At 46.8% G+C, this 25,134-nt stretch carries 27 protein-coding genes; 23 read left to right on the forward strand and 4 right to left on the reverse strand.

Translation table 11 applies throughout. The annotated features are described in order from the left end of the window. Window positions 1–212 precede the first annotated feature (212 nt). From QF049_RS02590 to QF049_RS02620, 7 genes are all read left to right on the forward strand, one after another. Window positions 213–677 carry a Fur family transcriptional regulator gene (locus QF049_RS02590; RefSeq protein ID WP_074095707.1) on the forward strand — a complete coding sequence of 155 codons (465 nt, stop codon included), beginning with the start codon at window positions 213–215 and terminating at the stop codon, window positions 675–677. Between the two features lie 2 nt (window positions 678–679). Then, entirely contained in the window at window positions 680–931 is a 252-nt protein-coding gene (gene yidD / locus QF049_RS02595) for a membrane protein insertion efficiency factor YidD (RefSeq protein WP_017687565.1), read from the forward strand. A 598-nt stretch (window positions 932–1,529) separates the two neighbouring features. Continuing rightward, on the forward strand, window positions 1,530–3,590 hold the full coding sequence (gene metG / locus QF049_RS02600; RefSeq protein ID WP_307534632.1) for a methionine--tRNA ligase: 2,061 nt from the start codon (window positions 1,530–1,532) through the stop codon (window positions 3,588–3,590). A 226-nt stretch (window positions 3,591–3,816) separates the two neighbouring features. Then, complete coding sequence (locus QF049_RS02605) at window positions 3,817–4,875, forward strand: metal ABC transporter solute-binding protein, Zn/Mn family (RefSeq protein ID WP_373428195.1); 1,059 nt, start codon at window positions 3,817–3,819, stop codon at window positions 4,873–4,875. A gap of 81 nt (window positions 4,876–4,956) precedes the next feature. Further along, window positions 4,957–5,733, forward strand: coding sequence for a metal ABC transporter ATP-binding protein (locus QF049_RS02610; protein WP_307534634.1), 777 nt, complete (start codon window positions 4,957–4,959; stop codon window positions 5,731–5,733). Window positions 5,734–5,785: 52 nt separating this feature from the next. Further along, window positions 5,786–6,589 carry a metal ABC transporter permease gene (locus QF049_RS02615; protein WP_278294255.1) on the forward strand — a complete coding sequence of 268 codons (804 nt, stop codon included), beginning with the start codon at window positions 5,786–5,788 and terminating at the stop codon, window positions 6,587–6,589. A 49-nt stretch (window positions 6,590–6,638) separates the two neighbouring features. Next, window positions 6,639–7,352: a cytochrome c biogenesis CcdA family protein gene (locus tag QF049_RS02620; RefSeq protein ID WP_036614418.1), complete on the forward strand. Its 714-nt coding sequence runs from the start codon at window positions 6,639–6,641 to the stop codon at window positions 7,350–7,352. A 140-nt stretch (window positions 7,353–7,492) separates the two neighbouring features. Here the strand turns inward: QF049_RS02620 and splB are convergent, their stop codons facing one another. Beyond that, window positions 7,493–8,563 (reverse strand): spore photoproduct lyase, encoded by a 1,071-nt coding sequence (gene splB, locus QF049_RS02625; RefSeq protein ID WP_124116153.1) that lies wholly within the window; start codon window positions 8,561–8,563, stop codon window positions 7,493–7,495. Window positions 8,564–8,755: 192 nt separating this feature from the next. On the opposite strand from splB, the gene mntR reads away from it, so the two are divergent. The 3 genes from mntR to QF049_RS02640 all read left to right on the forward strand — a co-directional run bounded on the left by mntR (window position 8,756) and on the right by QF049_RS02640 (window position 12,097). Next, window positions 8,756–9,184, forward strand: coding sequence for a transcriptional regulator MntR (mntR, locus tag QF049_RS02630; protein WP_036614415.1), 429 nt, complete (start codon window positions 8,756–8,758; stop codon window positions 9,182–9,184). Between the two features lie 209 nt (window positions 9,185–9,393). Beyond that, window positions 9,394–11,004 carry a family 10 glycosylhydrolase gene (locus QF049_RS02635; protein ID WP_307534639.1) on the forward strand — a complete coding sequence of 537 codons (1,611 nt, stop codon included), beginning with the start codon at window positions 9,394–9,396 and terminating at the stop codon, window positions 11,002–11,004. Between the two features lie 91 nt (window positions 11,005–11,095). Beyond that, window positions 11,096–12,097 carry a patatin-like phospholipase family protein gene (locus tag QF049_RS02640; RefSeq protein WP_307543080.1) on the forward strand — a complete coding sequence of 334 codons (1,002 nt, stop codon included), beginning with the start codon at window positions 11,096–11,098 and terminating at the stop codon, window positions 12,095–12,097. A gap of 61 nt (window positions 12,098–12,158) precedes the next feature. Here the strand turns inward: QF049_RS02640 and QF049_RS02645 are convergent, their stop codons facing one another. Further along, a complete protein-coding gene (locus QF049_RS02645) occupies window positions 12,159–12,491 on the reverse strand; it encodes a hypothetical protein (protein WP_036614407.1) in 333 nt (110 codons plus the stop codon). Between the two features lie 5 nt (window positions 12,492–12,496). Then, on the reverse strand, window positions 12,497–13,489 hold the full coding sequence (locus QF049_RS02650; RefSeq protein ID WP_062835280.1) for a DUF1385 domain-containing protein: 993 nt from the start codon (window positions 13,487–13,489) through the stop codon (window positions 12,497–12,499). A gap of 213 nt (window positions 13,490–13,702) precedes the next feature. Here QF049_RS02650 and QF049_RS02655 point away from each other — a divergent pair, with 213 nt between their 5' ends. The 5 genes from QF049_RS02655 to QF049_RS02675 all read left to right on the forward strand — a co-directional run bounded on the left by QF049_RS02655 (window position 13,703) and on the right by QF049_RS02675 (window position 18,225). Continuing rightward, on the forward strand, window positions 13,703–14,281 hold the full coding sequence (locus tag QF049_RS02655) for a YqhR family membrane protein (RefSeq protein WP_307534641.1): 579 nt from the start codon (window positions 13,703–13,705) through the stop codon (window positions 14,279–14,281). A gap of 76 nt (window positions 14,282–14,357) precedes the next feature. Next, window positions 14,358–14,801: a type II 3-dehydroquinate dehydratase gene (gene aroQ, locus QF049_RS02660; protein WP_145322649.1), complete on the forward strand. Its 444-nt coding sequence runs from the start codon at window positions 14,358–14,360 to the stop codon at window positions 14,799–14,801. A gap of 39 nt (window positions 14,802–14,840) precedes the next feature. Further along, window positions 14,841–15,914, forward strand: a complete 1,074-nt coding sequence (locus tag QF049_RS02665) for a M24 family metallopeptidase (protein WP_036674988.1) — start codon at window positions 14,841–14,843, stop codon at window positions 15,912–15,914. Between the two features lie 309 nt (window positions 15,915–16,223). After that, the gene (gene efp, locus QF049_RS02670; protein WP_307534644.1) at window positions 16,224–16,781 is read left to right on the forward strand and encodes an elongation factor P; all 558 of its coding nucleotides are present in this window, start codon (window positions 16,224–16,226) and stop codon (window positions 16,779–16,781) included. 190 nt (window positions 16,782–16,971) lie between these two features. After that, window positions 16,972–18,225 carry an aspartate kinase gene (locus tag QF049_RS02675; RefSeq protein ID WP_047843625.1) on the forward strand — a complete coding sequence of 418 codons (1,254 nt, stop codon included), beginning with the start codon at window positions 16,972–16,974 and terminating at the stop codon, window positions 18,223–18,225. Between the two features lie 86 nt (window positions 18,226–18,311). On the opposite strand, the gene QF049_RS02680 is transcribed toward QF049_RS02675, so the two are convergent. Beyond that, complete coding sequence (locus QF049_RS02680; protein ID WP_307534646.1) at window positions 18,312–19,061, reverse strand: 2-phosphosulfolactate phosphatase; 750 nt, start codon at window positions 19,059–19,061, stop codon at window positions 18,312–18,314. Window positions 19,062–19,324: 263 nt separating this feature from the next. Here QF049_RS02680 and spoIIIAA point away from each other — a divergent pair, with 263 nt between their 5' ends. The 8 genes from spoIIIAA (at window position 19,325) to QF049_RS02720 (ending at window position 25,119) form a co-directional block, all read left to right on the forward strand. Next, entirely contained in the window at window positions 19,325–20,329 is a 1,005-nt protein-coding gene (spoIIIAA, locus tag QF049_RS02685) for a stage III sporulation protein AA (RefSeq protein WP_036674989.1), read from the forward strand. Further along, entirely contained in the window at window positions 20,322–20,840 is a 519-nt protein-coding gene (spoIIIAB, locus tag QF049_RS02690; protein WP_036614389.1) for a stage III sporulation protein SpoIIIAB, read from the forward strand. Before spoIIIAA ends, spoIIIAB begins: the two co-directional genes overlap by 8 nt. Window positions 20,841–20,869: 29 nt before the next feature. Beyond that, complete coding sequence (spoIIIAC, locus tag QF049_RS02695) at window positions 20,870–21,073, forward strand: stage III sporulation protein AC (protein ID WP_017687585.1); 204 nt, start codon at window positions 20,870–20,872, stop codon at window positions 21,071–21,073. A gap of 32 nt (window positions 21,074–21,105) precedes the next feature. Continuing rightward, a complete protein-coding gene (spoIIIAD, locus tag QF049_RS02700; RefSeq protein WP_017687586.1) occupies window positions 21,106–21,495 on the forward strand; it encodes a stage III sporulation protein AD in 390 nt (129 codons plus the stop codon). A gap of 68 nt (window positions 21,496–21,563) precedes the next feature. Then, a complete protein-coding gene (spoIIIAE, locus tag QF049_RS02705) occupies window positions 21,564–22,706 on the forward strand; it encodes a stage III sporulation protein AE (protein WP_373428329.1) in 1,143 nt (380 codons plus the stop codon). Window positions 22,707–22,737: 31 nt separating this feature from the next. Further along, window positions 22,738–23,568, forward strand: coding sequence for a stage III sporulation protein AF (spoIIIAF, locus tag QF049_RS02710; RefSeq protein ID WP_307534651.1), 831 nt, complete (start codon window positions 22,738–22,740; stop codon window positions 23,566–23,568). Between the two features lie 15 nt (window positions 23,569–23,583). Beyond that, the gene (gene spoIIIAG / locus QF049_RS02715) at window positions 23,584–24,222 is read left to right on the forward strand and encodes a stage III sporulation protein AG (RefSeq protein ID WP_307534653.1); all 639 of its coding nucleotides are present in this window, start codon (window positions 23,584–23,586) and stop codon (window positions 24,220–24,222) included. Between the two features lie 66 nt (window positions 24,223–24,288). After that, window positions 24,289–25,119 carry a SpoIIIAH-like family protein gene (locus tag QF049_RS02720; RefSeq protein WP_307534655.1) on the forward strand — a complete coding sequence of 277 codons (831 nt, stop codon included), beginning with the start codon at window positions 24,289–24,291 and terminating at the stop codon, window positions 25,117–25,119. The last annotated feature ends 15 nt before the right edge of the window (window positions 25,120–25,134 follow it).

A 25,134-nucleotide genomic window follows, 5' to 3' on the forward strand; every position in this document is an offset into this window, starting at 1 on the left:
ATTAGCTCAAGCTAGACTAATGGCAATGCATGTGTATGGAGTCCTTTTTATGTGATGTTGAAATGACCTAACCCGGTGTCTTCGTTGACTCTAATCGTAATTTGATGCATTATTAGAGGTATACAAGAAAGCGAAAGTTTTCGCTTTTGCCGAATAAACTGTCGCTCTATGAATGATGCAAAATGCTCGTATGACAGGAGGTGCTTTAGATCATGCTGTCGACAGAACAGATTATTTCGACCATGTCCTCACAGGGGCTTCGCATAACCGATCAGCGGAAAACACTGGCCCGGTTATTTGCTGAGTCTCCCGGGTATCTTACACCCAAGGACGTCTATGAATATATGGGTAAGACTTACAGCGGACTGAGTTTTGACACAGTATATCGTAATTTGCGGGTGATGCAGGAACTTGGTGTACTGGAACAGGTCATCTTCGAAGATGGCGTTAAATTCAAAGCGCACTGTAGTGAAGATCATCATCACCATCATATGATCTGTCTGAAGTGTCAGAAGACATATCCTATAATTTTTTGCCCGATGCAGCTTGCGGATGCGCCTGAGCAATTTCAGGTTGTAGACCACAAGTTCGAGGTATTTGGATATTGTAAGGACTGTGCAGAGCATGCTCCGGCCAAAGCTGCATCGGGACATCAACACGCTCATGGGAAGCACTGACCATGAAGTTATCGCGCAGAATTGCTCAGGCACCCATTCGGGTGTACCGCAACTATATCTCTCCATTAACACCGCCAACATGTCGGTTCTATCCGAGCTGTTCGGCTTATGCCATGGAGGCGATTGAAGTGCACGGTGCGCTCAAAGGTTCGTTGTTAACAGCGAAACGTATTGCCAAATGCCACCCGTTTCATCCAGGCGGGGTAGATCTGGTACCACCAAAGGCGGAAAAGTCTATGATGGTATCAGAGTAATGTTATAGCCGGAAGCATTCGGATGAACTAGAAGCAGGCCAGGATTGACTTGAGGATGCTGTCCACTTGACAAAGGGGTCCGCGTTTCAGTATATTTTTCCTATATATGCACGTTCAAAAAGTCTGGTTTTCAGTACCGAGAAGATGGATTGAAGTAGAAATGGAGTAGCGGAGCGTAGGAAACTACGTGAGCAACGGACATTTCGACTGAATTTCAACTTCGATGCTGATGATGCCGGTAGGCATGATTTGTAATCAAAAGTGGACTTTTTGAACAACCTCTATATGATTTCCAGTGAAGGGATAAGTACAGACACACCCCCAGTGCAGAGAGCCGGATGAGCTGAGAACCGGTCTGGGAGGAGGATGGAATATGGTCCCGGAGGAACCTCTTTCGAGCGTGCAGACAGTGATTTCAGAGCTGCTGTCGTAAGGCTGAGGCGTGATCCAGCGTTAATGGGCGGTCGAAGGACCGACAGAGCCTGTGTTTTGCGAAAAACATGGGGAATTTGGGTGGTAACACGTGAGAGCAACTCTCGTCCCATAGGGACGGGAGTTTTTTGTGTTCTTTTTTAGTTATTTTGGATGAAGGGATCACATGAAGCAGGAACATTTGAAGGAGGAGAAGTCATTCATGGCTGAGCAAAAAACATTTTATTTGACAACCCCGATTTATTATCCGAGTGACAAATTGCATATTGGGCACGCGTACACAACTGTGGCGGGAGATGCGATGGTTCGTTACAAGCGTCTGCGTGGTTATGATGCTCATTATCTGACAGGAACCGATGAACATGGCCAGAAGATTGAGCGCAAGGCACAGGAGAAAGGACAGACTCCGCAAGCTTTTATCGATGATATCGTTGTGGGGATCAAGGAACTGTGGAACAAGCTGGACATTTCCAATGACGACTTTATCCGTACAACCGAAGAGCGTCACAAAACCGTCGTTCAGGATATCTTTGACCGTTTGCTGAAACAGGGAGATATCTACAAAGGTGAGTATGAAGGCTGGTACAGCATTCCGGATGAGACGTATTACACGGAGACTCAACTGGTGGATGTAGAGAAGAATGAGAAGGGTGAGATTATCTCGGCCAAGAGCCCTGATAGCGGACACCCCGTTGAATTGGTCAAAGAAGAATCCTACTTCTTCCGTATGAGCAAATATGCAGATCGTTTGTTGAAATATTATGAAGAGAACCCGGGCTTTATTCAGCCGGAATCCCGTAAGAACGAGATGATCAACAACTTCATCAAGCCAGGTCTTGAAGATTTGGCTGTATCACGGACTACATTTGAATGGGGCGTCAAAGTTAAAGGCGATCCAAAACACGTCGTCTACGTATGGATTGATGCGTTGTCCAACTATATTACAGCACTGGGCTACGGTTCATCTGATGCATCCCTGTATAACAAGTTCTGGCCTGCGGATGTACATCTGGTAGGTAAAGAAATTGTTCGTTTCCATACGATTTACTGGCCAATTATGTTGATGGCGCTGGATCTGCCTTTGCCGAAGAAAGTGTTTGCACATGGCTGGTTGTTGATGAAGGATGGCAAGATGTCCAAATCCAAAGGCAATGTTGTTGATCCAGTTACCCTGATTGACCGTTACGGTCTCGATGCACTGCGTTATTACCTGCTGCGTGAAGTACCGTTTGGTTCGGATGGTACGTTTACACCAGAGAGCTTTGTAGAGCGTGTCAACTCCGACCTCGCAAATGATCTGGGTAATCTGTTGAACCGTACAGTTGCCATGGTAGACAAATATTTTGAAGGCAAAGCCCCTACGTTTGCTTCGAATGTAACGGAATTTGATGCTTCTCTGGAAGAAGCAGGCCATGCTACGGTGGAAAAAGTGGAACAGGCGATGGAAAACCTGCAGTTTTCCGTAGCACTGACAGCGATCAGCCAGTTTGTCAGCCGCACCAATAAATATATTGATGAGACGCAGCCATGGGCGCTGGCTCGTGATGAGGCAAAACGCGATGAATTGGCATCCGTTATGGCTCACCTGATCGAAAGCTTGCGAATTGCTTCAATTCTGTTGCAACCGTTCCTGACACGTGCTCCTCATAAAATTTGGGCACAGCTCGGCATTCAGGAAGGTGAACTTACGGCTTGGGATACAGCTAAGCAATGGGGTCTGGTTCCAGCTGGAAACGCATTGCAAAAAGGTGATCCAATCTTCCCGCGTTTGGATTCCGAACAGGAAATTGCTTATATCTCCGAAGCAATGACTGGTGGCCAAAAAGCAGCAGAGCCTGAAGCAAGTCAAGCAGATGCTGGAGCTTCAGCAGCTGTTGAACCGGTAACAGCACCTGAAGGTACAGAAGAGATCGGTATTGAAGATTTTGCCAAAGTTGAACTGCGTGTAGCGCAAGTCATTGCCTGCGAACCAGTCAAAAAAGCGGATAAGTTGCTGAAATTGCAGCTGGATCTGGGTTATGAGCAGCGCCAGGTCGTATCTGGAATTGCGAAGTTCTATTCCCCAGAAGAGATGGTTGGACGCAAAGTCATCTGTGTGACCAACCTCAAACCGGTGAAACTTCGTGGTGAACTGTCCCAGGGTATGATCCTTGCAGCATCACATGGCGACCAGCTCACACTGGCTACAGTACCAGACAACATGCCTAATGGCGCACAAGTGAAATAAGAAATCAAATACTGTCGTAACTATGACTCAAGGTGGCCCGAAGTAACTCGGGTCCCTTTTTTTATTGATAGAATTCGTATCTGACGGGAAGAGAACAAGCATATACTGTTATGAACTCCGTACTTCAGGACAGAATGAATAGGACGGGATAGCTTGACAAGTAGGTTCAGGTTACCTATAATTCTTTCAGTAATGTTTACGATTAAGAGATGCGGAGTGAATCATAATGACATTTTATAAAGTTCAACATCAAGTTCTGGATAACCAGACAGAGAAGACGAGCAAAAGAGGCAACATGAAGTTACTTTGGACGGGTTTGCTTATTCTAACTTTGCTGGTATTGTCAGCGTGTGGGCAGGATAATTCCAATAGTGCGAAGATAGTGGAAGGCAAGGTAAACGTTGTGACGACATTTTACCCTGTATATGCTTTTACGATCGCAATCGGTGGTGAGGATGCCAATGTCATTAACCTGCTGCCAACGGGAGTAGAGCCACATGACTGGACTCCGAAGAGTCAGGATATCGTTAATACGTCTAAGGCACAGCTGTTTTTCTATAATGGAGCTGGACTGGAAGGATGGGCGCCGAATTTCCTGAAGTCGCTGAATAGTGATACTCAGGTGAAGTCTGTTGCCGTCAGCGAAGGGGTTAAGCTGTTAACCGCTGAGGGTGATGATGGGCACGGTCACGGCGAAGAGCACGAAGACGAGCATGCAGATGAACATACAGATGAGGCTACCAGTGAAGATGTCGCTGATCATCATATTGATCCACATACGTGGGTTAGTCCGAAATCGGCCATGATCATGGCTGAAAACATCAAAAATAGTCTGGTCGAAACAGATCCTGATCACAAAGCAGGTTACGAACAACGTTATAAAGAGCTTCGTACGAAGCTTGAGACGCTGGATCAGCGTTTTACAGATGAATTGGCTACCGTACCAAACAATGAAATTGTTGTCTCGCACCAAGCGTTTGGCTACCTTGCACGTGATTATGGATTAACCCAGCATGCCATTATGGGACTTTCCCCGGATGCTGAACCGACAGGACAGGATATTGTGAAACTTGCGAAACTGGTTAAAGATGAGGGCATTAAATACATTTTCTTCGAAGAGCTGGTTTCTGACAAATTGGCGAAAACATTGGCAAGTGAAGCAGGAGTAGAAACCATGGTCCTTAATCCCGTTGAGGGATTGACTAAGGAGCAGGCAACAAACGGGGATGATTATTTCACCCTCATGGAGAAAAATTTGCAAAATCTGCTGATCGCATTAAAATAAGATAGAATGAAGAATTCAGATCGAAGAGTCTTTACCGTTCACGGTGAAGGCTCTTAGGACGCTATGGGATTCTTATATATAATGAAGGGCGGCTTTGCCATGCAGCAAATCATGCCACTATGTCATGATCCAATTATAGAGATCGAGAAACTATCATTTTCCTACGGGGACCAGCGAGTAATTGAGAATCTCGATTTTATGGCCCAGGAACGGGACTTTGTCGGGATTATCGGTTCCAATGGGGCGGGTAAAACGACATTGCTGCGTATGCTGGTAGGACTTCTTCCTCCTGCGCAGGGAGATATCAAACTATTCGGACAGTCGATCCGCAGGTTCAAGGACTGGGACCGAATCGGGTATGTGCCTCAAAAGAATGCATTTAACCCGTTGTTTCCTGCGACCGTTCGTGAAGTGGTCATGTCAGGCTTGTATAATAACAAAAACATGTTCCGTCGTATGTCTCGCAAATGTCAGCAACAGTGCACAGATGCGATGCAGGTTATGCGGATTGAAGATCTGGCGAACAAACGAATTGGTCAATTGTCCGGTGGACAGCAGCAGCGTGTATTTTTGGCACGAGCGCTTATCAATCACCCGGATCTGTTGATTCTAGATGAACCCACAGTAGGTATTGATGCTGAATCACAGGCCAGTTTCTTTGAACTGATTACCCATATGCATGAACATCACCGCATGACTTTTCTGATGGTGTCTCATGATATGGATCGAATGGAGAGTTATTTGGGTTCTGAAGCTGCCATAACGAATGGCAAAATTAATTTTCATGTCCGTCATTCGCATGAGGTACAGGATTGTGCAGAGACCAATCTGCAACATACTACTGCACAGGTACGCTAGCCGTATTTATGGCCCATTAGATTAGAGTAAGGCCGAAGGAGTCGTGTTTGTTTTGGAAATATTAATGAGTGATTTTTTTCAGCGTGCGCTGGCGGGTGGGTTGTTAATCGGCATTACCGCTCCGTTAATCGGACTGTTCCTGGTCTTGCGGCGGTTATCCATGATCGGAGATACCTTGTCTCATGTGACCATTGCCGGGGTTGCACTTGGATTCCTGATTGAAGTGTATCCGATTGCGGTGGGCTTGATATTTGCCGTGCTTGCTTCATTTGCGATAGAGAAATTGCGCAAAGCGTACAAGAGTTACGCCGAATTATCGATTGCCATTATCATGTCCGGAGGCGTGGCTCTTGCTTCCTTGTTTTTCACGCTGGGCAAAGGATATAATGCAGATGTCATGAGTTATTTGTTCGGCAGTATATATACATTAGACGCTACGGATCTGAAGCTGGTAGGTGTGGTTACACTGATCGTGGTGATTGTAGTGGCATTGTTACATAAAGAATTTTTCCTGCTCAGCTTTGAGGAAGATGCGGCAGCGGTTACAGGGCTGCCTGTGAGAATTCTGAACATGTTAATCACTGTGATGACAGCACTTGTCATTAGCACGGCGATCAAGATTGTCGGTGCGCTTCTGGTGTCAGCGCTATTGACCATTCCGGTAGCGGTCAGCCTGTTGATGGCTCGAAGTTTCAAATCCGCCATTATTTTGTCCGTGGTGATTGGCGAAATTGCCGTAGTCCTTGGACTGGTCGTAGCAGGTGTCTGGAACCTTGCACCTGGAGCAACGATTGTATTATTGCTGATCATGATGCTGATTCTGACGATGATTGGAAAAAAAGGGTTCCGAGCCTGACGACTGAACGAGCAAGCACGTGAGCCCGGGGAAGGGAGACATCCGCTTCATGCCTGATGTTAATGTATGGATGGCTTTTGTAGCAGGTTTGGTCTCATTTATATCACCATGTTGTCTTCCGCTGTATCCATCATACCTCTCCTACATTACAGGTATGACGGTGCAACAATTGAAGGATGACCGCAATCAGCGCGAAGTCCGTTTTAAGACGATGACGCATACGCTGGCGTTTATTTTGGGCTTCTCGGCTGTATTTTATTCGCTTGGCCTTGGTGCTGGACTGTTTGGCCAATTTTTCAATGATAACCGGGAACTGATTCGGCAATTGTCTGCGATTTTGATTATGCTTATGGGCTTATTTTTGCTTGGTGTGTTCAAGCCGCAGTTTCTGATGAAGGAACGCAAGCTGGATATGAAATGGAAACCTGCAGGCTATCTGGGCTCTTTTATATTTGGTATTGGTTTCTCAGCAGGCTGGTCGCCTTGTATTGGTCCCATTCTAACAGCTATCATTGCTATGGCTGCAAGTGAGCCCACAACCTGGTTGGCGCTGATTACAGGTTATACGGCAGGGTTTGCAATCCCGTTCTTTATTTTGGCCTTTTTCATCGGTTCGACACGCTGGATCTTACGGTATTCCAATGTCATGATGAAAGTCGGAGGAGCATTGATGTTGTTCCTTGGGGTATTGCTTTTTACAGATCAGATGACGAAGATTACCATCTGGTTGCAGCAGATTACACCAGACTGGATGATTATTTAAACGGATGAACTGAATTCAAGTATTATTATGTATGGCATAGCAGGCTACATGTTACCAGAGACACTCTGGGTCATGTAACCTGCTTTTTAATCGTTAGTTAGGAATACTAAAATCAGCGTATGATGTCGGGCTGTTTCCGTTTAGGTGAAGTAATCAATATTGGCTAGTGGAAAATGTTCAAAGATCCGTTCCGTAATGAATTCGCGCAGCGCATCTTGCTGGTCATCCTTATACACATACTTGTACTGACCCCAGCGGCCCCATTTCATCTTGCGTTTCTCGATATCCATCTCCAGCTTGGTTTTGGGATAACGTTTCTCAATGGTTGCTTTGGCCGTTTTGGTAAAACGGTGCTGGATCATCTCAAAGGTAAGATCCCTGGTTGCTTCCTCTGGAAGTGTATCTGCGAGCTTCTGCAACAGCTCCGAGTATCCTTCTTCCCAGCCTTCATACCACATAATCGGAGCGATAATGAATCCCAGGGGATAACCGGCGTGTGCAATTTTGCCAGCAGCTTCAATGCGTTCCTCAAATCTGGAGGTAGCCGGTTCAAAGTTTTTGATGACATAATCCGAATTGACACTAAACCGGATACGGGTGTGACCGTTATGTTTAAGGTTCAGCAACGGATCAACGTGATGATATTTGGTTACAAATCGCAAGCGCCCATATTCTTCTTCCGCCATAAAACGGATCAAGTCACTTAAATTCTCTGTGATATGCTCGAGTCCTACGGGATCAGACGTACAGGCGGCTTCAAATCGCGTGATTTCAGGCGCCCGTTCTTCGATGTATCCTTTTGCAGCCTGAATGATCTCCTCAGTATTAACATAGACACGAACATAAGGTTTCGCACCAAGTGTAGTTTGAAGATAACAATAATGGCAGTGCCCCATACAGCCTGTAGAGATGGGAATGGCATATTCCGCTGAAGGTTTCGACTGGTCAAACTTGAGTGTTTTGCGCACACCAACGACCAGAGTACGCTTTGCCATCCGGTACTTTTCTTGTTCGGTTTCACCGGGCAAGTTTGTGATTCGGTTATGGGATGTGGTCATCTGATAAGGTATGTTTTTGGATGTCACCCATTCCATAATCCGTTTGCCTTTGTCATATTCCAACGCACCGGGTTCAAAATACACCAAATCGGGAATAAAGGGTTTAGTACCTTTTGCTTTACGAACTGGCGGTGAGGCTACACTTGTACTCACGAAATCACTCCTTTCGTTGCGGAACTTTGCTTAGTTTGCCTCGTTTGGGGAGAAGTCACGCCTGCCAATTACTTGTGTAACAGCGCGCTCCGAACTGTGCAGGACTTGCCAATGCGTATTGATAACATGTATCATTATAAGATAGGGACCAGGCACGAATAGGGGCCGGTCAGAGAGAAAAGAGGGAAGCAGATGCCAACGCCCAGTATGGAAGATTATTTGGAGCGTATATACAAATTAATTGATGAAAAGGGCTATGCTCGTGTGTCTGATATAGCTGAAGGACTGGAAGTACATCCTTCATCGGTGACGAAGATGATCCAAAAGCTGGACAAAGACGAGTACCTGATCTATGAGAAGTACCGCGGACTGGTGCTTACGCCAAAAGGCAAAAAGATGGGCAAACGTTTGATGGAGCGACATCATCTGCTTGAACAATTTTTGACAACGATTGGTGTTCAGGAACAAAATATCTACAATGATGTTGAAGGCATTGAACATCATCTGAGCTGGGACTCCATTACATGCATTGAGTCCTTGGTTGAATACTTCCGTCAGGATGAGAGCCGGTTGCGTGACCTCAAAAACCTTCAGGATGTCATGAGTAATACGGAGTCTTAAGTTTCAGCAGTGGAATACACATGGTGATATACAATGAATTGTATCCTGTGATCAAAGGATGCTTCTTGCCGTTTCAATGGCAGGAAGCATTTTTTTGTGTGCAATCAAACCATAATTTGGTGATTATCGCAACTAAACGAACAGTAGGAGCGTCTATTAAACTAGTAGAATTTACCGCAAATTTATAATGATTTTGGAGGACTGCACTAATGAACGTTCGTAAAGGATTGATGCTGCTGCTCATTTTTGTACTTGGATTACAGACAGCAGGCATGACGGCACAAGCGGCCGGGCAGAAGGAAATCGCTATTTTTCTAGACGGAAACCGTTTGGAATCGGATGTATCACCCTACATCTTGCCCAAAGTAAATGTAACTATGGTGCCTCTGCGTGTTATTAGCGAAGGACTGGGTGCGTCTGTTTTATGGTCTCAAGCTACTCGTACCGTGACCATTCAGAAATCTGATTCGGTCATCTCTATGACGAGCGGGCGCCAGCAGGCGACCGTGGATAACGCTGTAGTTGGTCTGGATGCATCGGTCGAATTGAAACAAGGTCGGGTCATGGTACCCATTCGATTCGTCAGTGAGAACCTGGCCATTCGAGTGAACTGGAATCAGGCAGCCCAGACCATTGATCTGTACACAGGAGACGAATCAGTCCCAACTCCTGAACCAACCCCGGTAACCCCAGCGGAGCCTGGAGGCACGGGTACTGTACCAGCTTCTGAAGAGATGCGGGGAGCCTGGATTTCCACTGTGAATGGAGACTGGCCTTCATCCGGTGCCAAGGGAAATGTAGAGAAGCAAAAGCAGGAGTATACAAAACAGCTAGATACTTTGCAAGGTATGGGCATTAACGCAGTATTTGTCCAAGTCAGAGCCAATGGGGATGCCATCTATCCTTCAGGTCTGGTACCTTGGAACAGCGTATTGACAGGAACACAAGGTAAAGATCCCGGTTATGATCCCCTCGCGTTTATGGTTGAGGAGGCACACAAAAGAGGTCTGGAGTTCCACGCCTGGTTTAATCCGTTTAGAGCAACGAACTCAGCGGGTACATCGAACTTGGCTGCAAACCACATCTCCAAGCTTCATCCCGACTGGATTGTGAATGCATCCGGCAAAATGTACATTAACCCGGGTATCCCGGAAGCCAGACAGCATATTATCGATACGATCATGGAAGTGGTCAATCAGTATGATGTTGATGGTGTACATCTGGATGACTATTTCTATCCATCCAATGTGACTTTTAATGATGATGCAGCCTTCAAAACTTACAACACATTGAATACCAAAGACCGTGCTGAATGGCGTCGGGACAATATCAATCAGTTCGTTAAGCAGCTCGGGCAGAGCATTCACAGAGTGAAAGCTAATGTTGAATATGGAATTAGTCCATTTGGTGTATGGCGTAATAAATCCGTTGATCTGACAGGCTCTGATACCAAAGCAGGAGTAACCGCGTATGACAGCATGAATGCAGATGTGCGGACATGGATTAAGCAGGAGTGGATCGACTATGTCGCTCCGCAGGTGTATTGGAGTATGACACTGAGTGTAGCTCGATACGACAAAGTCGTGGACTGGTGGGCGAATGAAGTGGCTAACACAAATGTGAAATTGTATATCGGCCACTCTCCTTATAAGTTAGGTACACCGGAGATAGGTTGGCAGACATCACAGGAAATCATCGATCAGCTGAACTACAACAAGAAGTATGGTTCGGTCAAAGGGGATATTTTCTTTAGTTCACAGCACCTGACGAAGAATCCTCTCGGCTTGATTGCCAAATTAAAAGCCTACTATGGTCTATAAAACATTTTAACAATACAGTGATAAGACAAACCCTTGTTCTCATAGAGTGGCAGTAGAAATGTGGCTGCCTGGAGAACGGGGGTTTTTTGTTATGTTAATTAACGCGGTGTTTGAAGGTGGAGGCGTCAAAGGGATCTCGCTTGCAGGTGCTGTGCAGGGTGCTCAAGACTGCGGCATTCAGTTTAATCGAGTGGCAGGCACATCATCCGGTTCCATTGTAGCTGCTCTACTAGCGGCCGGTTACAGCGCCGAGGAGATGAAAGTCATTATTGAGAATACCCCCTTTGTTTCATTGCTGCGTCGTTCCCACATATTTAATACCCGATGGATTGGCCCCGCAGCGAGGCTGTTCTTGAAGAAAGGTTTGTATTCGGGGGAGGCATTGGAATCATGGATTCGCAAGATGCTGGAGCAGAAAGGGATTCGCACATTCGCTGACTTGCCACTAGGTAAGTTGCTTATTACCGCATCCGATATATCCAATGGGACCATTCTGGTGTTGCCAGACGATATTCGGCGGTTCGGCATTGACCCTGCGAAGCTGGATGTTGCAAAGGCGGTACGTATGAGTTGTAGTATCCCGTATTTTTTCGATCCGGTAGTCATACGCAAATCACCAGTATTCTCCAAAGGACTTCCTTTTCAAGATCAGTTTGTGTATGTCGTGGATGGTGGATTGCTTAGCAATTTTCCGTTGTGGCTCTTCGATGGTGATCGTTCTGAACGAGGAGGAGACTTTATTCCGGTTGTCGGATTCAAAATGGTGGGGAAGACGGAAGTGGAACCTGCCCGGATTAAAGGACCGCTAAGCATGCTTCAGGCCCTTGTGGAGACGATGCTCACAGCACATGATGAACGCTACATCGAACAGATTAATCGGTTTCGTACAGTGAAGATACCAACGCTTGGGATTAAACCGACGCAATTTCATTTATCGTTACAGGACAGCACAGCCTTATATCGATCAGGCGCAACCGCAGGGAGCGAATTTTTCAACGGATGGAATATGAAAATGTATGGTGAACAGTTGGACAAACAACGAAAAGAATTGCGCAAGAAACAAGCAGAAGCTCCACCTCTGATTCCTGTATAAACGTGAAAAAAGCAATTCTCCGCATGTTGGGAGAATTGCTTTTTTGTATGTTCAGTACCTTTTAGTGAAATTTCGGTATATCTTCATCGCTTTTACCTTTTTGTCCCTGAATCACTTGGAAAGGATAATCCTTACGCTTCTTTGAAGAGCCGCTGCTCTTTCTGGCACTGGACTGTGCATTGACTTTCGCCATGGTTCGTGCCGATGGCTTAATCTTTGGTGATTTGGTTTTGCTTGCCCAGCGACGAGGCGGATATTTGTACAGCAGGAATACGGCTCCGAACACGACCAGAGGAATAATGATCCTGGATGGACTAGCATTCCCCAGCCAAGTCAAGACTCCAACAGCAGCTAGTGCGATGAACGTCCAAAATAAGATTGCCTGCTTGTTCATATCATTCACCCTTTCACAGGATCGAGTGTTGCAACAGGTACTTCTGACGTAGCGGAGACATTGGCAAGCTTGGCATCCAACTCACGCATACGGTTAAACGAAGCAATGGACACTTCTACCTGTTCGTTGGTCGGTTCTTTTGTTGTCAGCAATTGCAGCCACAATCCTGGGTATCCGAGATAACGCAGTACAGGAATATCACGTACTGAATTCGTGAGCTTTAACAGTTCAAAAGAAATGCCTAGCACAACTGGCAATAACAACAGACGCTGACCCATCCGTTCCCAGAGGTTATCGTACGTGAAGAGGGAGTATAGAAACACTCCGATAATGACAGTCAACATAATGAAGCTGCTTCCGCAGCGGTAGTGCAGTCGGCTGTACTTTTGCACGTTCTCCGGTGTCAGTTCTTCACCAGCTTCATGTGCGCTGATTACTTTGTGTTCCGCCCCATGATACTGGAAGAGACGTTTAATCATCGGCGTCTGTGAGATTAACCACAGATAGGCGAGTAACAGGATCAGCTTAATGCCGCCTTCCAGTAAATTATGCAAAAACTGATTGTCGAATGCATTTTTGAATAGAAAATTCTCGATAACAACAGGAAGCAATGTGAGCACAACTTTACCAAAAAGGAATGAAAGAATGGCGACGGCGGTCACACCAATAATCATGCTAAGGCTCCAGCCCGAACCTTCTTTCTCTTTTTGCTTGGCTTTCTCTTCCGGTTCCAGTTCATCATCAGCATAGGCGTCAGCAGAATAATTGAGATGTCTGCTACCTTTGACACTTGAATCTATAATGCTGACAATTCCGCGTAATAAAGGAATCCGCCGCAATTTCGTGACCCAGGACTTGTCTTGCTTGGGAACTTCCAGATACGTAATTTCGCCGTCTTTTCTACGAACAGCTGTAACGTTGACATGTTTCCCACCGAACATTACGCCTTCAATGACAGCTTGCCCCCCATAGCTGACAGGCTTGGATTGTTGAGGCAAATTATTCACCTTCCTATTCTGTTCTAGGCCTTCGCGATCAAAGGCAGTTTAATAACCCTATTGTATCGAATTTTAAGACCAATTTCTAGTTTGTGAGTCAAACCTTGAAGGATGTTGTTAAGATTGTCCTGTTTTGAACATACTACCTCGTAGAATCGGAGCGGAAATTCGAGGCATAATGCGGGATTATCAACTGAATGAAGGAGAATATCGATGACAGAACGTAAGCATGAAAATAGATCACAAGATGAAGGTCAACGTCCCAATGAGCGGCAGCCAAAAGACAAGGGCAGGCGCCCTACCCAGAGGCAAGGTCAATCACACTACTACACCAAGCCATTTTCCTTTGCGTTAGAGCTTGGCTTCTTTGCCGGTTTTATCTGGGGCGGGCTGCATTGGCTATTCTATCTGTTGCATTTTACGATTGTACCTGTCGGATTTCTGGCCGAGCCTTTTTTCAAACATGAATATATATATACCGCAGCGGGACATTTGACAGGCTGGTTGTTTTTTATCGTCTTTTCCATCTTGGCATCCTTGCTTTACACGTTCACGATTAGAAAACTGAAAGGGCCGTTACCCGGCATGGTGTATGGAATCGTCTGGTGGCTGATTCTCTTCATACTGGTCGGACCAAAACTGGGGATGATGAAACCTTTGAACGGTTTAACATGGGATTCGATCATCACGGAACTCTGTTTCTTTTTGTTATGGGGGCTGTTCATTGGTTACACGGTAGCCATGGAGTACACGGACGAACGCAAACGCGAGCCGGAGCAAGCGGGGGCATAGCGCAAAAAAGCTTCTCAATCCGGCAATGGCTGTGTTAAAATAGCAGATGGTTATTTGCAGAGAGGGTGGAGCAGCGATGAAACGAATTATTGTGATCAATGGTCCGAACCTGAACATGCTTGGTGTACGTGAACCGGGCATCTATGGAACGCTTAGTCTGAAGGATATTGAAGACAAAATTCGCAGACAGGCTGATGAACTTGGCGTCTCCATCGCTTTTTATCAATCGAACCATGAAGGGGACATCATTGACCGCATTCATGCAGCGTTGGGTGAGGCAGACGGATTAATACTGAATGCCGGAGCATTTACCCATTATAGCTATGCTATACGTGATGCAATCAATGCTGTAAAAGTCCCTACGGTGGAAGTACATCTATCCAACATTCATGCACGCGAAGCGTTCAGACATCATTCAGTGATTGCAGCGGAAACAATCGGGCAGATTGCCGGATTTGGCGAAGTAAGCTATGAACTGGGATTGCTGGCTCTTGTGCGTCATCTGGACAAACAAACCTGAGCCGGGAACCCGGGAATGTGAGAGAAAGAAGGGTTACCGATGGAAAACAAACGAGTAAATAAGTTACGTGAAGCCATGCGTGAGCATGAACTCACTGCAATGCTGATTACAAACCCGATTAACCGTCGTTATATGACGGGTTTTACAGGCTCGGCAGGATATGTGCTGATTACGGAACAGGATGCATATCTGCTGACTGATTTCCGTTATATGTCACAAGCGCCTCAGCAAGCCAAAGGATTTACCGTTGTGGAGCATGGAGCTAAGCCGATGGATACGGTGCGCGAATTGCTGACATCCGCGAATATCAAAGAAGTGGGCTTCGAGCAGGATAGTGTCACATTTGGCACGCATTCCGCTTATGCTGAAGCACTTCAATCTATTGAACTGAAAGCTGTATCCGGGATCGTGGAACAACTTCGTATGTTCAAGGATGAAGATGAGATCGCGGTCATGCAGAGAGCAGCAGATCTGGCGGATGCCACGTTCAGCCACGTTTTGCAGTTTGCAAAACCAGGAATGACGGAGCGTGAAGTGGATTTGGAGATGGAGTTTTTCATGCGCAAACATGGAGCAACGTCCTCTTCGTTTGACACCATTGTAGCTTCGGGTGAACGTTCTGCTATGCCTCACGGTGTAGCGAGCAGCAAGGTCATCGGACAGAATGAGTTAATTACATTTGACTTTGGTGCACTTTTGGACGGATACTGTTCAGATCTGACACGTACCATTGCAACAGGTACACCTGTACCTGAACTGCGCAAAATTTATGACATTGTACTGGAAGCTCAGTTACATACGCTGGAGAACCTGAAACCGGGTATGACCGGACGGGAAGCAGATGCATTGGCTCGTGATATCATTGCAGGTCACGGATATGGAGATCAATTCGGACACAGCACAGGCCACGGTCTGGGTATGGAAGTTCACGAAGCTCCTCGCTTGTCCAAGCTTAGCGACGATGTATTGAAACCGGGTATGGTTGTTACCGTTGAACCGGGTATATATATTGATGGGCTTGGCGGCGTGCGTATCGAGGATGACGTAGTGATTACCGAGACGGGTATTCATATTCTCACGAAGTCGGACAAGAAGTTCACCGTAATCGGCTAAATTACAGCCACAAGGGATATAAGACGATTTTTAATATAGAGGTGTACATCTACGATTGATTCTATGCGAGCGCAAACACAGTGAAGGGGACGGAATCGATTCTGAAGAAGCGAAGCGTTCGCCTTTGTCTCCCTATTTTCAACCGCATTCCAGTTCAATCATGAAAATGGGGAGACAACAGCGATCGGAAGAACGATCCGAACCCGAAACGGTCAAGTCGCACAGAGTCACCAAGTAGATGAGCTCACCTTTATATTAACCCATCGTCTTATATCACCTACTTTTTAACCATATCAGGAGGGATTTTTTGTGATTTCAGTAAACGATTTTAAAACAGGCTTGACCGTGCAAGTAGATAACGATATCTATACCGTGCTTGATTTCCAACACGTTAAACCAGGTAAAGGCGCTGCCTTCGTACGTTCCAAATTGAAAAACCTGCGTAACGGTAACACCGTTGAAAAAACATTCCGTGCAGGCGAAACTATTGGTCGTGCCATCATCGAAAACCGTGGCGTATCCTACCTGTATGCAAGCGGTACAGAGCACACGTTCATGGATAACGAAACATATGATCAGTTCACATTGACTAGTGATCAACTGGAATGGGAATTGAACTTCCTGAAAGAAAACATGATCGTTAAGATTGTTAGCTACCAAGGTGAAATCCTGGGAATCGACTTGCCAACAAGCGTTGAGTTGAAAGTCATTGAGACTGAGCCAAGTGTTAAAGGTAACACTGCACAAGGCGCTACCAAAAATGCAAAAGTGGAAACAGGCTTGAACGTACAGGTTCCTTTGTTCATTAACGAAGGTGACGTTCTCCTGATTGACACACGTGAAGGTAAATACTCTTCCCGTGCGTAACTTTCACAAGCTGTAAGCTAATAAACGGTATTAACAACCCTTTGCCATTCCTTTGGCAGAGGGTTTTTTCGAAAAAAGATTAGCCTATGAGGCGCTTTCGTAATATACTGGGTTAAAGTCATTTCTCGTAGAGAATAATGACGATGGACATTAATTATGCATACTGCACAAGGTAGGGAGTGGATTTGCGTTGTCATTGTACGTCATGAAATTTGGGGGCAGCTCGGTCGGAGATACAGAACGCATGAAGCGTGTAGCCGGACGTGTTGTAGAAAAAGCTGATGAAGGACATCGGTGTGTAGTCGTGGTTTCGGCCATGGGGGATACAACAGATGATTTGATTGATCAGGCAAAACAACTGAATAGTGATCTGCCTGCTCGTGAGATGGATATGCTCTTAACGACAGGAGAACAGATTTCTATCTCTTTGTTATCGATGGCTATTCAAGCGCTTGGACGTAAGGCAGTATCGTTTACGGGCTGGCAAGCGGGATTCCGCACAGAGCCGGTTCACGGAAAGGCACGTATTCATGATATTCAACCTGACCGTGTGAATGCAGCACTTGCCGAGGGCAACATTGTTATTGTTGCAGGCTTCCAGGGCATGACGGAAGACGGCGAGATCACAACGCTGGGTCGTGGTGGTTCGGATACAACAGCTGTAGCGCTGGCGGCAGCAATTAAGGCTGATGCGTGTGAGATCTATACGGATGTAGACGGAATCTATTCTACGGACCCGCGGATCGTTAAGGTTGCGCGCAAGCTGAAGGAAATATCCTATGACGAAATGCTGGAACTTGCTAATTTGGGAGCAGCGGTGCTGCATCCGCGTGCAGTAGAGTACGCGAAGCATTCCGGTGTACCTTTAATTGTAAGATCCAGCTTTAACCATAATGAAGGAACGGTTGTGAAGGAGGAAGCAGCAATGGAACAAGGCGTAGTGGTTAGTGGTATTGCCTATGACAAAAACGTGGCTCGCATCAGTATTCTGGGTGTGCCGGATGTACCAGGAGTTCTGGCCGAAGTATTTGGTGCGCTTGCATCCAATCAGCTGGATGTGGACATTATCGTTCAGAGCGGAGTGATGGATGGCAAAGCGGACTTCTCGTTCTCTGTGGCGCTGTCTGATCGTGAGAACGCATTACGTGTCATTGAAGGCCTTCACAGCCGCTTGCCTTACCGTGAAGTCACATCTGAGGAGAACCTCGTTAAAATCTCCATTGTTGGCGCAGGCATGGTCAGTCACCCAGGTGTAGCTGCGAAGATGTTCAAAGTTATTTCCGCTGAAGGCGTGAGTATCAAGATGGTGAGCACTTCCGAGATCAAAGTATCTTGTGTTATTGACGGAGATAAGCTGCATGACGTCATTAAGGCATTGCATACAGCATATGATCTCGACACTGCCGAGCAAGCCGTTATCGGTGGACCTCAAGATCGCAGATAAGTATCTTCTGTGTATGTTAATTAGCAAAGGTGTACTGTTGCCAACGGGCAGCAGTACACCTTTTTTTGTTTTTCTCATGGCAATTCTCACATCAACTTGAACATCTTTCCGCCACGTATGCCTCTATAAGGTTGCATGAGGTTTCCCTCCCCCATCTCGGGAACACAATCCAGCAAGTTTAATTGAGAACAATATGAAATGTCATGAACCCTGCCTAACTTTTCAAGCCTACGCCCGCTAACAGATCCCTGAACCAGCTCCGGGATGCCCTCTTGACATTGGGATACCGCCTGATGAAGTACTATGCCGAGATCGTTTAGTTGGAGGGGAGAACAGGATTGCCGGTGCAGTTCGTCGATGATACATCCAGCACACAAGGCGTCCTCCAGTGCAAATTCATCCTGATTCCCCGCACATAACAGCAATACATCTCGTTGAAGTTGGCAGAGAACTGCTGCGACAGCCCTGACATTGAGAAATGATCCAGCTAGTACATGTTTCGCCCGGGAAGCTTTAATCAAGGCTCGGGTTCCATCGGTTGTGGTCAGTATGATTGTTTTATCTGCAATGTCCTCAGTCATATATTCATAGGGGGAATTCCCCACCTCGAATCCGGTGATTTTTTTGTCAAAACGTTCCCCGCCTCGAATGCAATCTTTCACTTCCATTTGTTTGGCTTGTGGAACGGTCTCTACGGCAATCACAGCGGAAGCGTCATACGCCAGAGCCGTAATAATCGTACTGGTCGTACACAATACATCAATGACAACTGCACTTCGCCCTGCAATATCAATGGTACGTACTTCATTCACATTGCCAACGACATCAACTCGCACTCCCCACAACTCCTTTCTGTATCTGGGGATCGGTAGTTCTGTTTTGAACCGAAATGGAACTTACCTATCTGCAAATACTATATGCATGCACATCTAGACGGGTGCCTAGAACAGAAGGTGCATCTATGGTTTCAACTCTCAACCGTATTCTGAAGAATTGATAGATTTCAGCGTCATAAATTAAATGTACAGGCATAAACTTGAGATATGAACAAGCGCCAGAAGTGTGAACCAAATGATCTCAAGGTTGGAGGAGCCTACTCATGAAGGTGAACTGGAGGGAACTTTTTCCGGAACCGATCCGAACCATTCTTGGAAGAATGCCACCCGCTCTATTGGAACAAGTGGAGGAAGTACGTATTCGTGAAGGCAGACCCCTGGAGATTAATGCAGGCAACACATACCACTTCCTGACACCTCAAGGTTGTCCGACCGGGAATCCTGAAGAAGCGTATGTTCCTCAGAAAGAAGTGACGCACAGGTTGCTGGACCTGATCAGTAACCATTCACTTTATACATTGGAAGAGGAACTGCGTAAAGGGTTCATCACCATACCTGGAGGACATCGAATCGGACTTGCTGGCCGAACGGTACTGAGCGGTGGGCGTGTCGAATACCTGCGTGACATCAACGGGTTTAACGTTCGGGTAGCCCGTGAGGTACATGGAGTGGCTGATCGTATCCTTCCTTATCTTCTCGATATGAAGAGCGGACAGGTCCTGCACACGTTGATCCTATCACCACCACAACAAGGGAAAACGACGTTACTGCGAGATCTGGCGAGACAAATTAGCAGTGGTACAAAGCTTACAGGGGGAACTGAACTGGTTCAGGGAATACGTCCGCGTCTGAAAGTGGGCATTGTAGATGAAAGGTCCGAAATAGCTGGTAGCTACAAAGGAGTACCTGGCTTCGACGTAGGTCCTCGAACAGATGTGATGGACGGTTGTCCGAAGGCTGAGGGCATGATGATGATGCTTCGCTCCATGTCGCCCGATGTCCTGATTGTGGACGAGATCGGTCGTCCGGAGGATGCCGAGGCGGTGATGGAAGCCCTGCATGCAGGAGTTTCAGTGATTGCGACTGCGCATGGCCGTGACCTATCGGAGCTGTCGGCCAGACCCGCCCTCAGAACCTTAATTACGGAGCAGATGTTTCAACGTTATGTCCAGCTGCAACGGACGAGCCGGGGCATGACCTTTCGGCTGGCTGATGGCAAAATGCGTGGGTTGCAGCAGACCGGGGCAGGAGGTGAAGCCTTTGGTTAACATGTTTGGTGCGGTAATTATTCTGTTAGCCAGCACCCTCGCCGGATTTTACAAGGCCAGACAGTATGCATTAAGACCGAGACAGTTGCGAGAACTCATTGCAGCCCTCCAGCGACTAATGACGGAGATTAACTATGGGCTCACTCCACTTCCCGATGCCATGGGCAAGATGGGAGCACAGACCAAAGAACCTGTAAAGACGCTGTTTCTTCATGCAGCTACACAGATGGAACCTCCTCATGGACTCACTGCCCGGGAAAGTCTGCAGTCAGGCGTGGATCTGGCGTGGGGAAGATCGGCCATGAAGGCTGACGAGAAGGAAGTGATGCTGCAATTAAGCTTCAGCCTTGGCACAAGTGACCGTCAGGATCAGACCAAACATATATCGTTAGCCATTCAACAACTAATGCATGAGGAATCCCGTGCCCAGGCCGATCAAATGAAATATGAACGAATGAGCCGAAGCCTCGGGATGCTTGTCGGAGCGTTAATCGTCATTCTGATCTTCTGAAATAGCCGGGATAGTGAGGTGCCAAGGTCATGAATCTAGAAGTGAACGCAATCTTTCAAATTGCGGGTATCGGAATCATTATCGCCATGATTCACACGGTACTGAAACAAATGGGAAAGGAAGATATGGCTCACTGGGTGACCGTAATCGGATTTGTCGTTGTATTGTTCATGGTGGTCCGTATGCTGGACAGCCTGCTACAAGAGATCAAATCGATATTTCTTTTTCAATGAAAAACGGTCATGAAGCCGGATGGTGGTGACCTGTGGAAATTATCCAAGTTGTAGGTTTGGCGCTCATCGCAACAGTGCTCATTCTGGTCATTAAGGAACAGAAACCGATGTTTGCTTTTCTGATTGCTGCCGCGACCGGCATTGTCATCTTCATGTTGTTGATTGGCAAAATCGGTGCAGTCATCGAAGTGTTGAAGCGGCTTGCCGAGAATTCAGGCATGGAAAGTATTTATCTGAAAACGGTGCTGAAAATTATTGGCATAGCGTACATCGCTGAATTTGGCGCACAGATTGTCAGGGATGCAGGTCAGGAGAGCATTGCGTCCAAGATCGAACTGGCTGGTAAGGTACTGATTCTTGTACTTGCTATACCGATCATCAGCATTATTATCGAAACCGTCATGAAGCTGATGCCGGTGTAGAAAGGGCGTGCGGACTTCATATGAAATCAATGCATCATAAGCCGCAGTGGCGCCTTACGGTTGTGCTGATGCTCTGTTTTCTGTTTGGTATCCTGGGACAGGTTGCTGCAACCTCACCTTCCGGTGAGTGGATGGAGCAGCAGGCCGATCAGCTTCCCAAGGATCAGGTGGAGAAATACTGGGATCAACTGATGCAACAATACGGTGGTTTCTTCCCGGATGGGAAGACCCCTTCCTTCATGGATATGTTAATCCCCGGCAATGAAGGGTTCAGCCTGAAATCGGTGTTTGTAGCGATAGGAACCTTCATGCTGCATGAAATTTTATATAATGGTAAGCTTCTGGTCACGATTGTGATGTTAAGCGTACTCAGCATGATTCTGGAGACGCTTCAGACCGCATTTGAGAAAAATAATATTAGTAAAATCGCCTATTCCATCTGTTATATGGTCATCATCATCATTGCAATCAACAGCTTTAGTGTGGCGATTGGATACGCCAAGGATGCCATAACTGGCATGATCAACTTCATGATGGCCATGGTTCCCTTGTTATTCACACTGCTTGCGTCCATGGGTAATGTCATCACCGTCTCCGTGACACATCCACTCATCATTTTCATGATTCATCTGGTGAGTACATTGATTCACTTGCTGGTATTCCCGTTACTCTTCTTCTCAGCTGTTCTGCATCTCGTCAGTTCATTGTCTGACAAGTACAAGCTGACACAGCTGGCAGACCTCCTCCGCAATATTAGTGTGGCACTGCTGGGTATCCTGCTGACGATGTTTCTGGGTGTAATCTCGGTTCAGGGAGCATCGGGCTCCGTAGCGGATGGAGTTAGCCTGAAGGCCGCCAAATACATCGCAGGCAACTTTGTCCCTGTCGTGGGCAGAACATTTGCGGATGCGACGGATACGGTAATTACAGCTTCTTTACTTGTCAAAAATGCGATTGGACTCACCGGAGTGATCATCATTTTGTTTCTATGTGCCTTTCCGGCACTCAAGATCCTGGCTCTTGCCTTGATATACAACGTAACTGGTGCCATTATGCAACCGCTTGGAGACACCCCGATTGTAGGATGCCTTCAGGCCATCGGCAAGAGTATGATCTACGTATTTGCGGCGCTCGCAGCCGTCGGGCTGATGTTTTTTCTGGCAATTACCATCTTGCTGACCGCGGGCAATCTGACTGTCATGATGCGCTGAATGTATGTTGGCAAGAAAGGGGATGGAAAGGATGGGGTGGCTGAGCAACTGGCTCCAGGAATTGATAATGATCGTTCTGCTGGCGACTTTTGTGGATATGCTGTTGCCCAATCGATCCATGGAACGTTATGTCAAGCTTGTGCTGAGCCTTCTCATCCTGCTGACCCTTTTATCCCCCATAACCAAGCTGCTCAAAAGTGATCCGGTTGGCGAACTGAAACGGGCAATGTCGGCAATGGATGCTCCATCGGATGGGAATGCAACACTCGAACAGATATTAGCTCAGGGCAAGCGGCTGCAAGCGGGTGAACAGGAACAATCCTTACAATGGACAGCGGAAGAACTGGCTAATGTCATGAAAGGCCAGATTGAAGAAACAACAGGAGCGAGGGTTCAATCCGTAGAGGTACAGCTGACCATGAGTAAATATGAAACCGAGATGGAAGCTGCCTCATCAGTCGAACTGCCTGTAATCCAGCGTGTATTGGTCGAGATGGCCGGAGAGGATGCAGGAGGAGAAGTGAAGGCAGGGCAGCAAGAAGTCGCTGCAAATACACAACCCATATTTGGAACAAACACAGAATCCGAGAAGGATGAAACACATCAAATACAGCAGCCCATCCAGATCGGTCAGATTGAAGTGCCTGATGTACAGATTGATGTGAGTAGAGGGCAACGTGATGGAAATGAAGCGTCTTCCGAACCTGTTATACGTGATCAGACAGATGAGACGAAGCAGCAAGGTGAGACATCCACAAGGTCCGAACATGCGGTGCAGATTATTACATTGTTGACTGAAAAGTGGGATGTTGATGCGAACAACGTTCAAGTGACAGAACCAAAAAGTGCTGGAGTGCTCTGAGAAGGAGGGTGTCCGATGAAACAATGGTTCAAAAAGATGGAAACCTGGATGGGTGGCGGAGAGGGTGGGGCAAGGCGAAGTCAAACCTTCCGCTGGCTGATTATCCTTGGTTTGATCGGGGTGGGAATCATGCTGTTCAATTCCTTCGTCAATGTCAAAAAAATTGATTCCGAAAATATCGGTCGGGAACCACCGGACCCGACAACATCCATGGCATCCATACAGAGTGATCCGTCGGAACAGAATCCTTTTCAGGCGATCGAAATTGCATTTGAAGACAAAATCAAAGGTGTGCTGGAAAACATTGTTGGTGTAGGAACGGTTGATGTGATGGTTACCGTGGATTCCACAGAAGAATTGGTCGTTCAGCGGAACGTGAAGGATTCTCAGCAACTTACCGAAGAAACCGATGCTAGCGGGGGCAAGCGACATATGACGCAATATACCCGTGATGGCGAGATTATTACGTACGAAATATCAGGGGATCAGACACCTATAGTGACCAAAAAGCTCAAACCGCAGATCCGTGGGGTGCTTGTTGTTGCGAGGGGTGCAGAGAACAAGGTTGTGAAGGACCTGATAACCGATGCTGTGGAAAAAGGACTGAATGTGGCAGCCTACCGGATCTCGGTTGTACCGCGCAAACAAGACTAATCTGATGTGTTGAATCACAAGATTCAATTCTCATAAGATTGAAGCCAATTTGAGGAGGAAGTTCTAATGAATAACAAACGTCAAACGGTATGGCTCGTTTCCATGCTGAGTCTGATGGTCATTTTGTCCGCGTATTATCTGTTCACTGAGGATTCCGGTCCAGTCAACGCGCCGGTGGCTGACAGTCAGCAAGTGGATGGAATCAAGCAAGGGGAAGCGAAGGAGACGGCAGGCATTCTTGATCCTACAGAAGGTTTGGTTGTGAATGAAGTGGTAAATAGCGGCGAAGTTGAAAATGATCCAAGTGCGGCTGGCGCTGTGGAAGAACCGGCGGCTACGGAAGGTAAAGAAGCTGGAAATGCAGAGAAAACACCTGCTGTCGAACCAGGCGAGAATAAGGGTGAGGCAGGCAAAGAAACCAACAAAGATACCGACAAAGGGGCAACAACTACACCCGAGACAGACGGTCAGGCAGGCGGCACTGCAACGAAGACAGATGAGGAAGTCCTCAAGGAAATGGAAGAGCAGAATACGACAGCATCTGCAAGCAGCCAGTTCCAGAACTACCAATGGCAGCGTGAAGAGAGCAACAATCGCAAGTATGAGGAACTGATGACCGTGGCAGGTGACTTGAGTAAAACACCAGAGGAGAATGCCAAAGCAACGGAGCAGCTCCGTACACTGGAAGAAAAAGAAGCTAAAATCACTGGCATTGAGGAGACGCTCTCTCAACAGTTCGCTAATGCGATCGTTCAAGAAGATGCCGACAAGTATAAAGTGGTGGTCCTCAGTGACAAACTGGATGTAAAACAGGCGGTCTCCATTGTGGATCTGGTCATGAAAGAATTGGCGGTTTCACAGAACAAAATCAGCGTGCAATACGTCACAGAACAGTAATCCAAATCATGGAAA

Source organism: Paenibacillus sp. W4I10, assembly GCF_030816325.1.
GTDB classification, from domain to species: Bacteria; Bacillota; Bacilli; order Paenibacillales; family Paenibacillaceae; genus Paenibacillus; species Paenibacillus amylolyticus_B.

Excerpts from the sequence above, each read along its gene's own strand:
- QF049_RS02720 (WP_307534655.1), top strand. The coding sequence starts at position 24,289 with ATGAATAACAAACGTCAAACGGTATGGCTCGTTTCCATGCTGAGTCTG.
- spoIIIAE (WP_373428329.1), top strand. The coding sequence starts at position 21,564 with ATGCTCTGTTTTCTGTTTGGTATCCTGGGACAGGTTGCTGCAACCTCA.
- QF049_RS02645 (WP_036614407.1), bottom strand. The coding sequence starts at position 12,491 with ATGAACAAGCAGGCAATCTTATTTTGGACGTTCATCGCACTAGCTGCT.
- QF049_RS02610 (WP_307534634.1), top strand. The coding sequence starts at position 4,957 with ATGAAGGGCGGCTTTGCCATGCAGCAAATCATGCCACTATGTCATGAT.
- QF049_RS02665 (WP_036674988.1), top strand. The coding sequence starts at position 14,841 with ATGGAAAACAAACGAGTAAATAAGTTACGTGAAGCCATGCGTGAGCAT.
- QF049_RS02620 (WP_036614418.1), top strand. The coding sequence starts at position 6,639 with ATGCCTGATGTTAATGTATGGATGGCTTTTGTAGCAGGTTTGGTCTCA.
- spoIIIAA (WP_036674989.1), top strand. The coding sequence starts at position 19,325 with ATGAAGGTGAACTGGAGGGAACTTTTTCCGGAACCGATCCGAACCATT.
- spoIIIAC (WP_017687585.1), top strand. The coding sequence starts at position 20,870 with ATGAATCTAGAAGTGAACGCAATCTTTCAAATTGCGGGTATCGGAATC.
- spoIIIAG (WP_307534653.1), top strand. The coding sequence starts at position 23,584 with ATGAAACAATGGTTCAAAAAGATGGAAACCTGGATGGGTGGCGGAGAG.
- QF049_RS02640 (WP_307543080.1), top strand. The coding sequence starts at position 11,096 with ATGTTAATTAACGCGGTGTTTGAAGGTGGAGGCGTCAAAGGGATCTCG.
- aroQ (WP_145322649.1), top strand. The coding sequence starts at position 14,358 with ATGAAACGAATTATTGTGATCAATGGTCCGAACCTGAACATGCTTGGT.
- QF049_RS02635 (WP_307534639.1), top strand. The coding sequence starts at position 9,394 with ATGAACGTTCGTAAAGGATTGATGCTGCTGCTCATTTTTGTACTTGGA.
- QF049_RS02655 (WP_307534641.1), top strand. The coding sequence starts at position 13,703 with ATGACAGAACGTAAGCATGAAAATAGATCACAAGATGAAGGTCAACGT.
- QF049_RS02590 (WP_074095707.1), top strand. The coding sequence starts at position 213 with ATGCTGTCGACAGAACAGATTATTTCGACCATGTCCTCACAGGGGCTT.
- QF049_RS02605 (WP_373428195.1), top strand. The coding sequence starts at position 3,817 with ATGACATTTTATAAAGTTCAACATCAAGTTCTGGATAACCAGACAGAG.
- metG (WP_307534632.1), top strand. The coding sequence starts at position 1,530 with ATGAAGCAGGAACATTTGAAGGAGGAGAAGTCATTCATGGCTGAGCAA.
- spoIIIAF (WP_307534651.1), top strand. The coding sequence starts at position 22,738 with ATGGGGTGGCTGAGCAACTGGCTCCAGGAATTGATAATGATCGTTCTG.
- yidD (WP_017687565.1), top strand. The coding sequence starts at position 680 with ATGAAGTTATCGCGCAGAATTGCTCAGGCACCCATTCGGGTGTACCGC.
- mntR (WP_036614415.1), top strand. The coding sequence starts at position 8,756 with ATGCCAACGCCCAGTATGGAAGATTATTTGGAGCGTATATACAAATTA.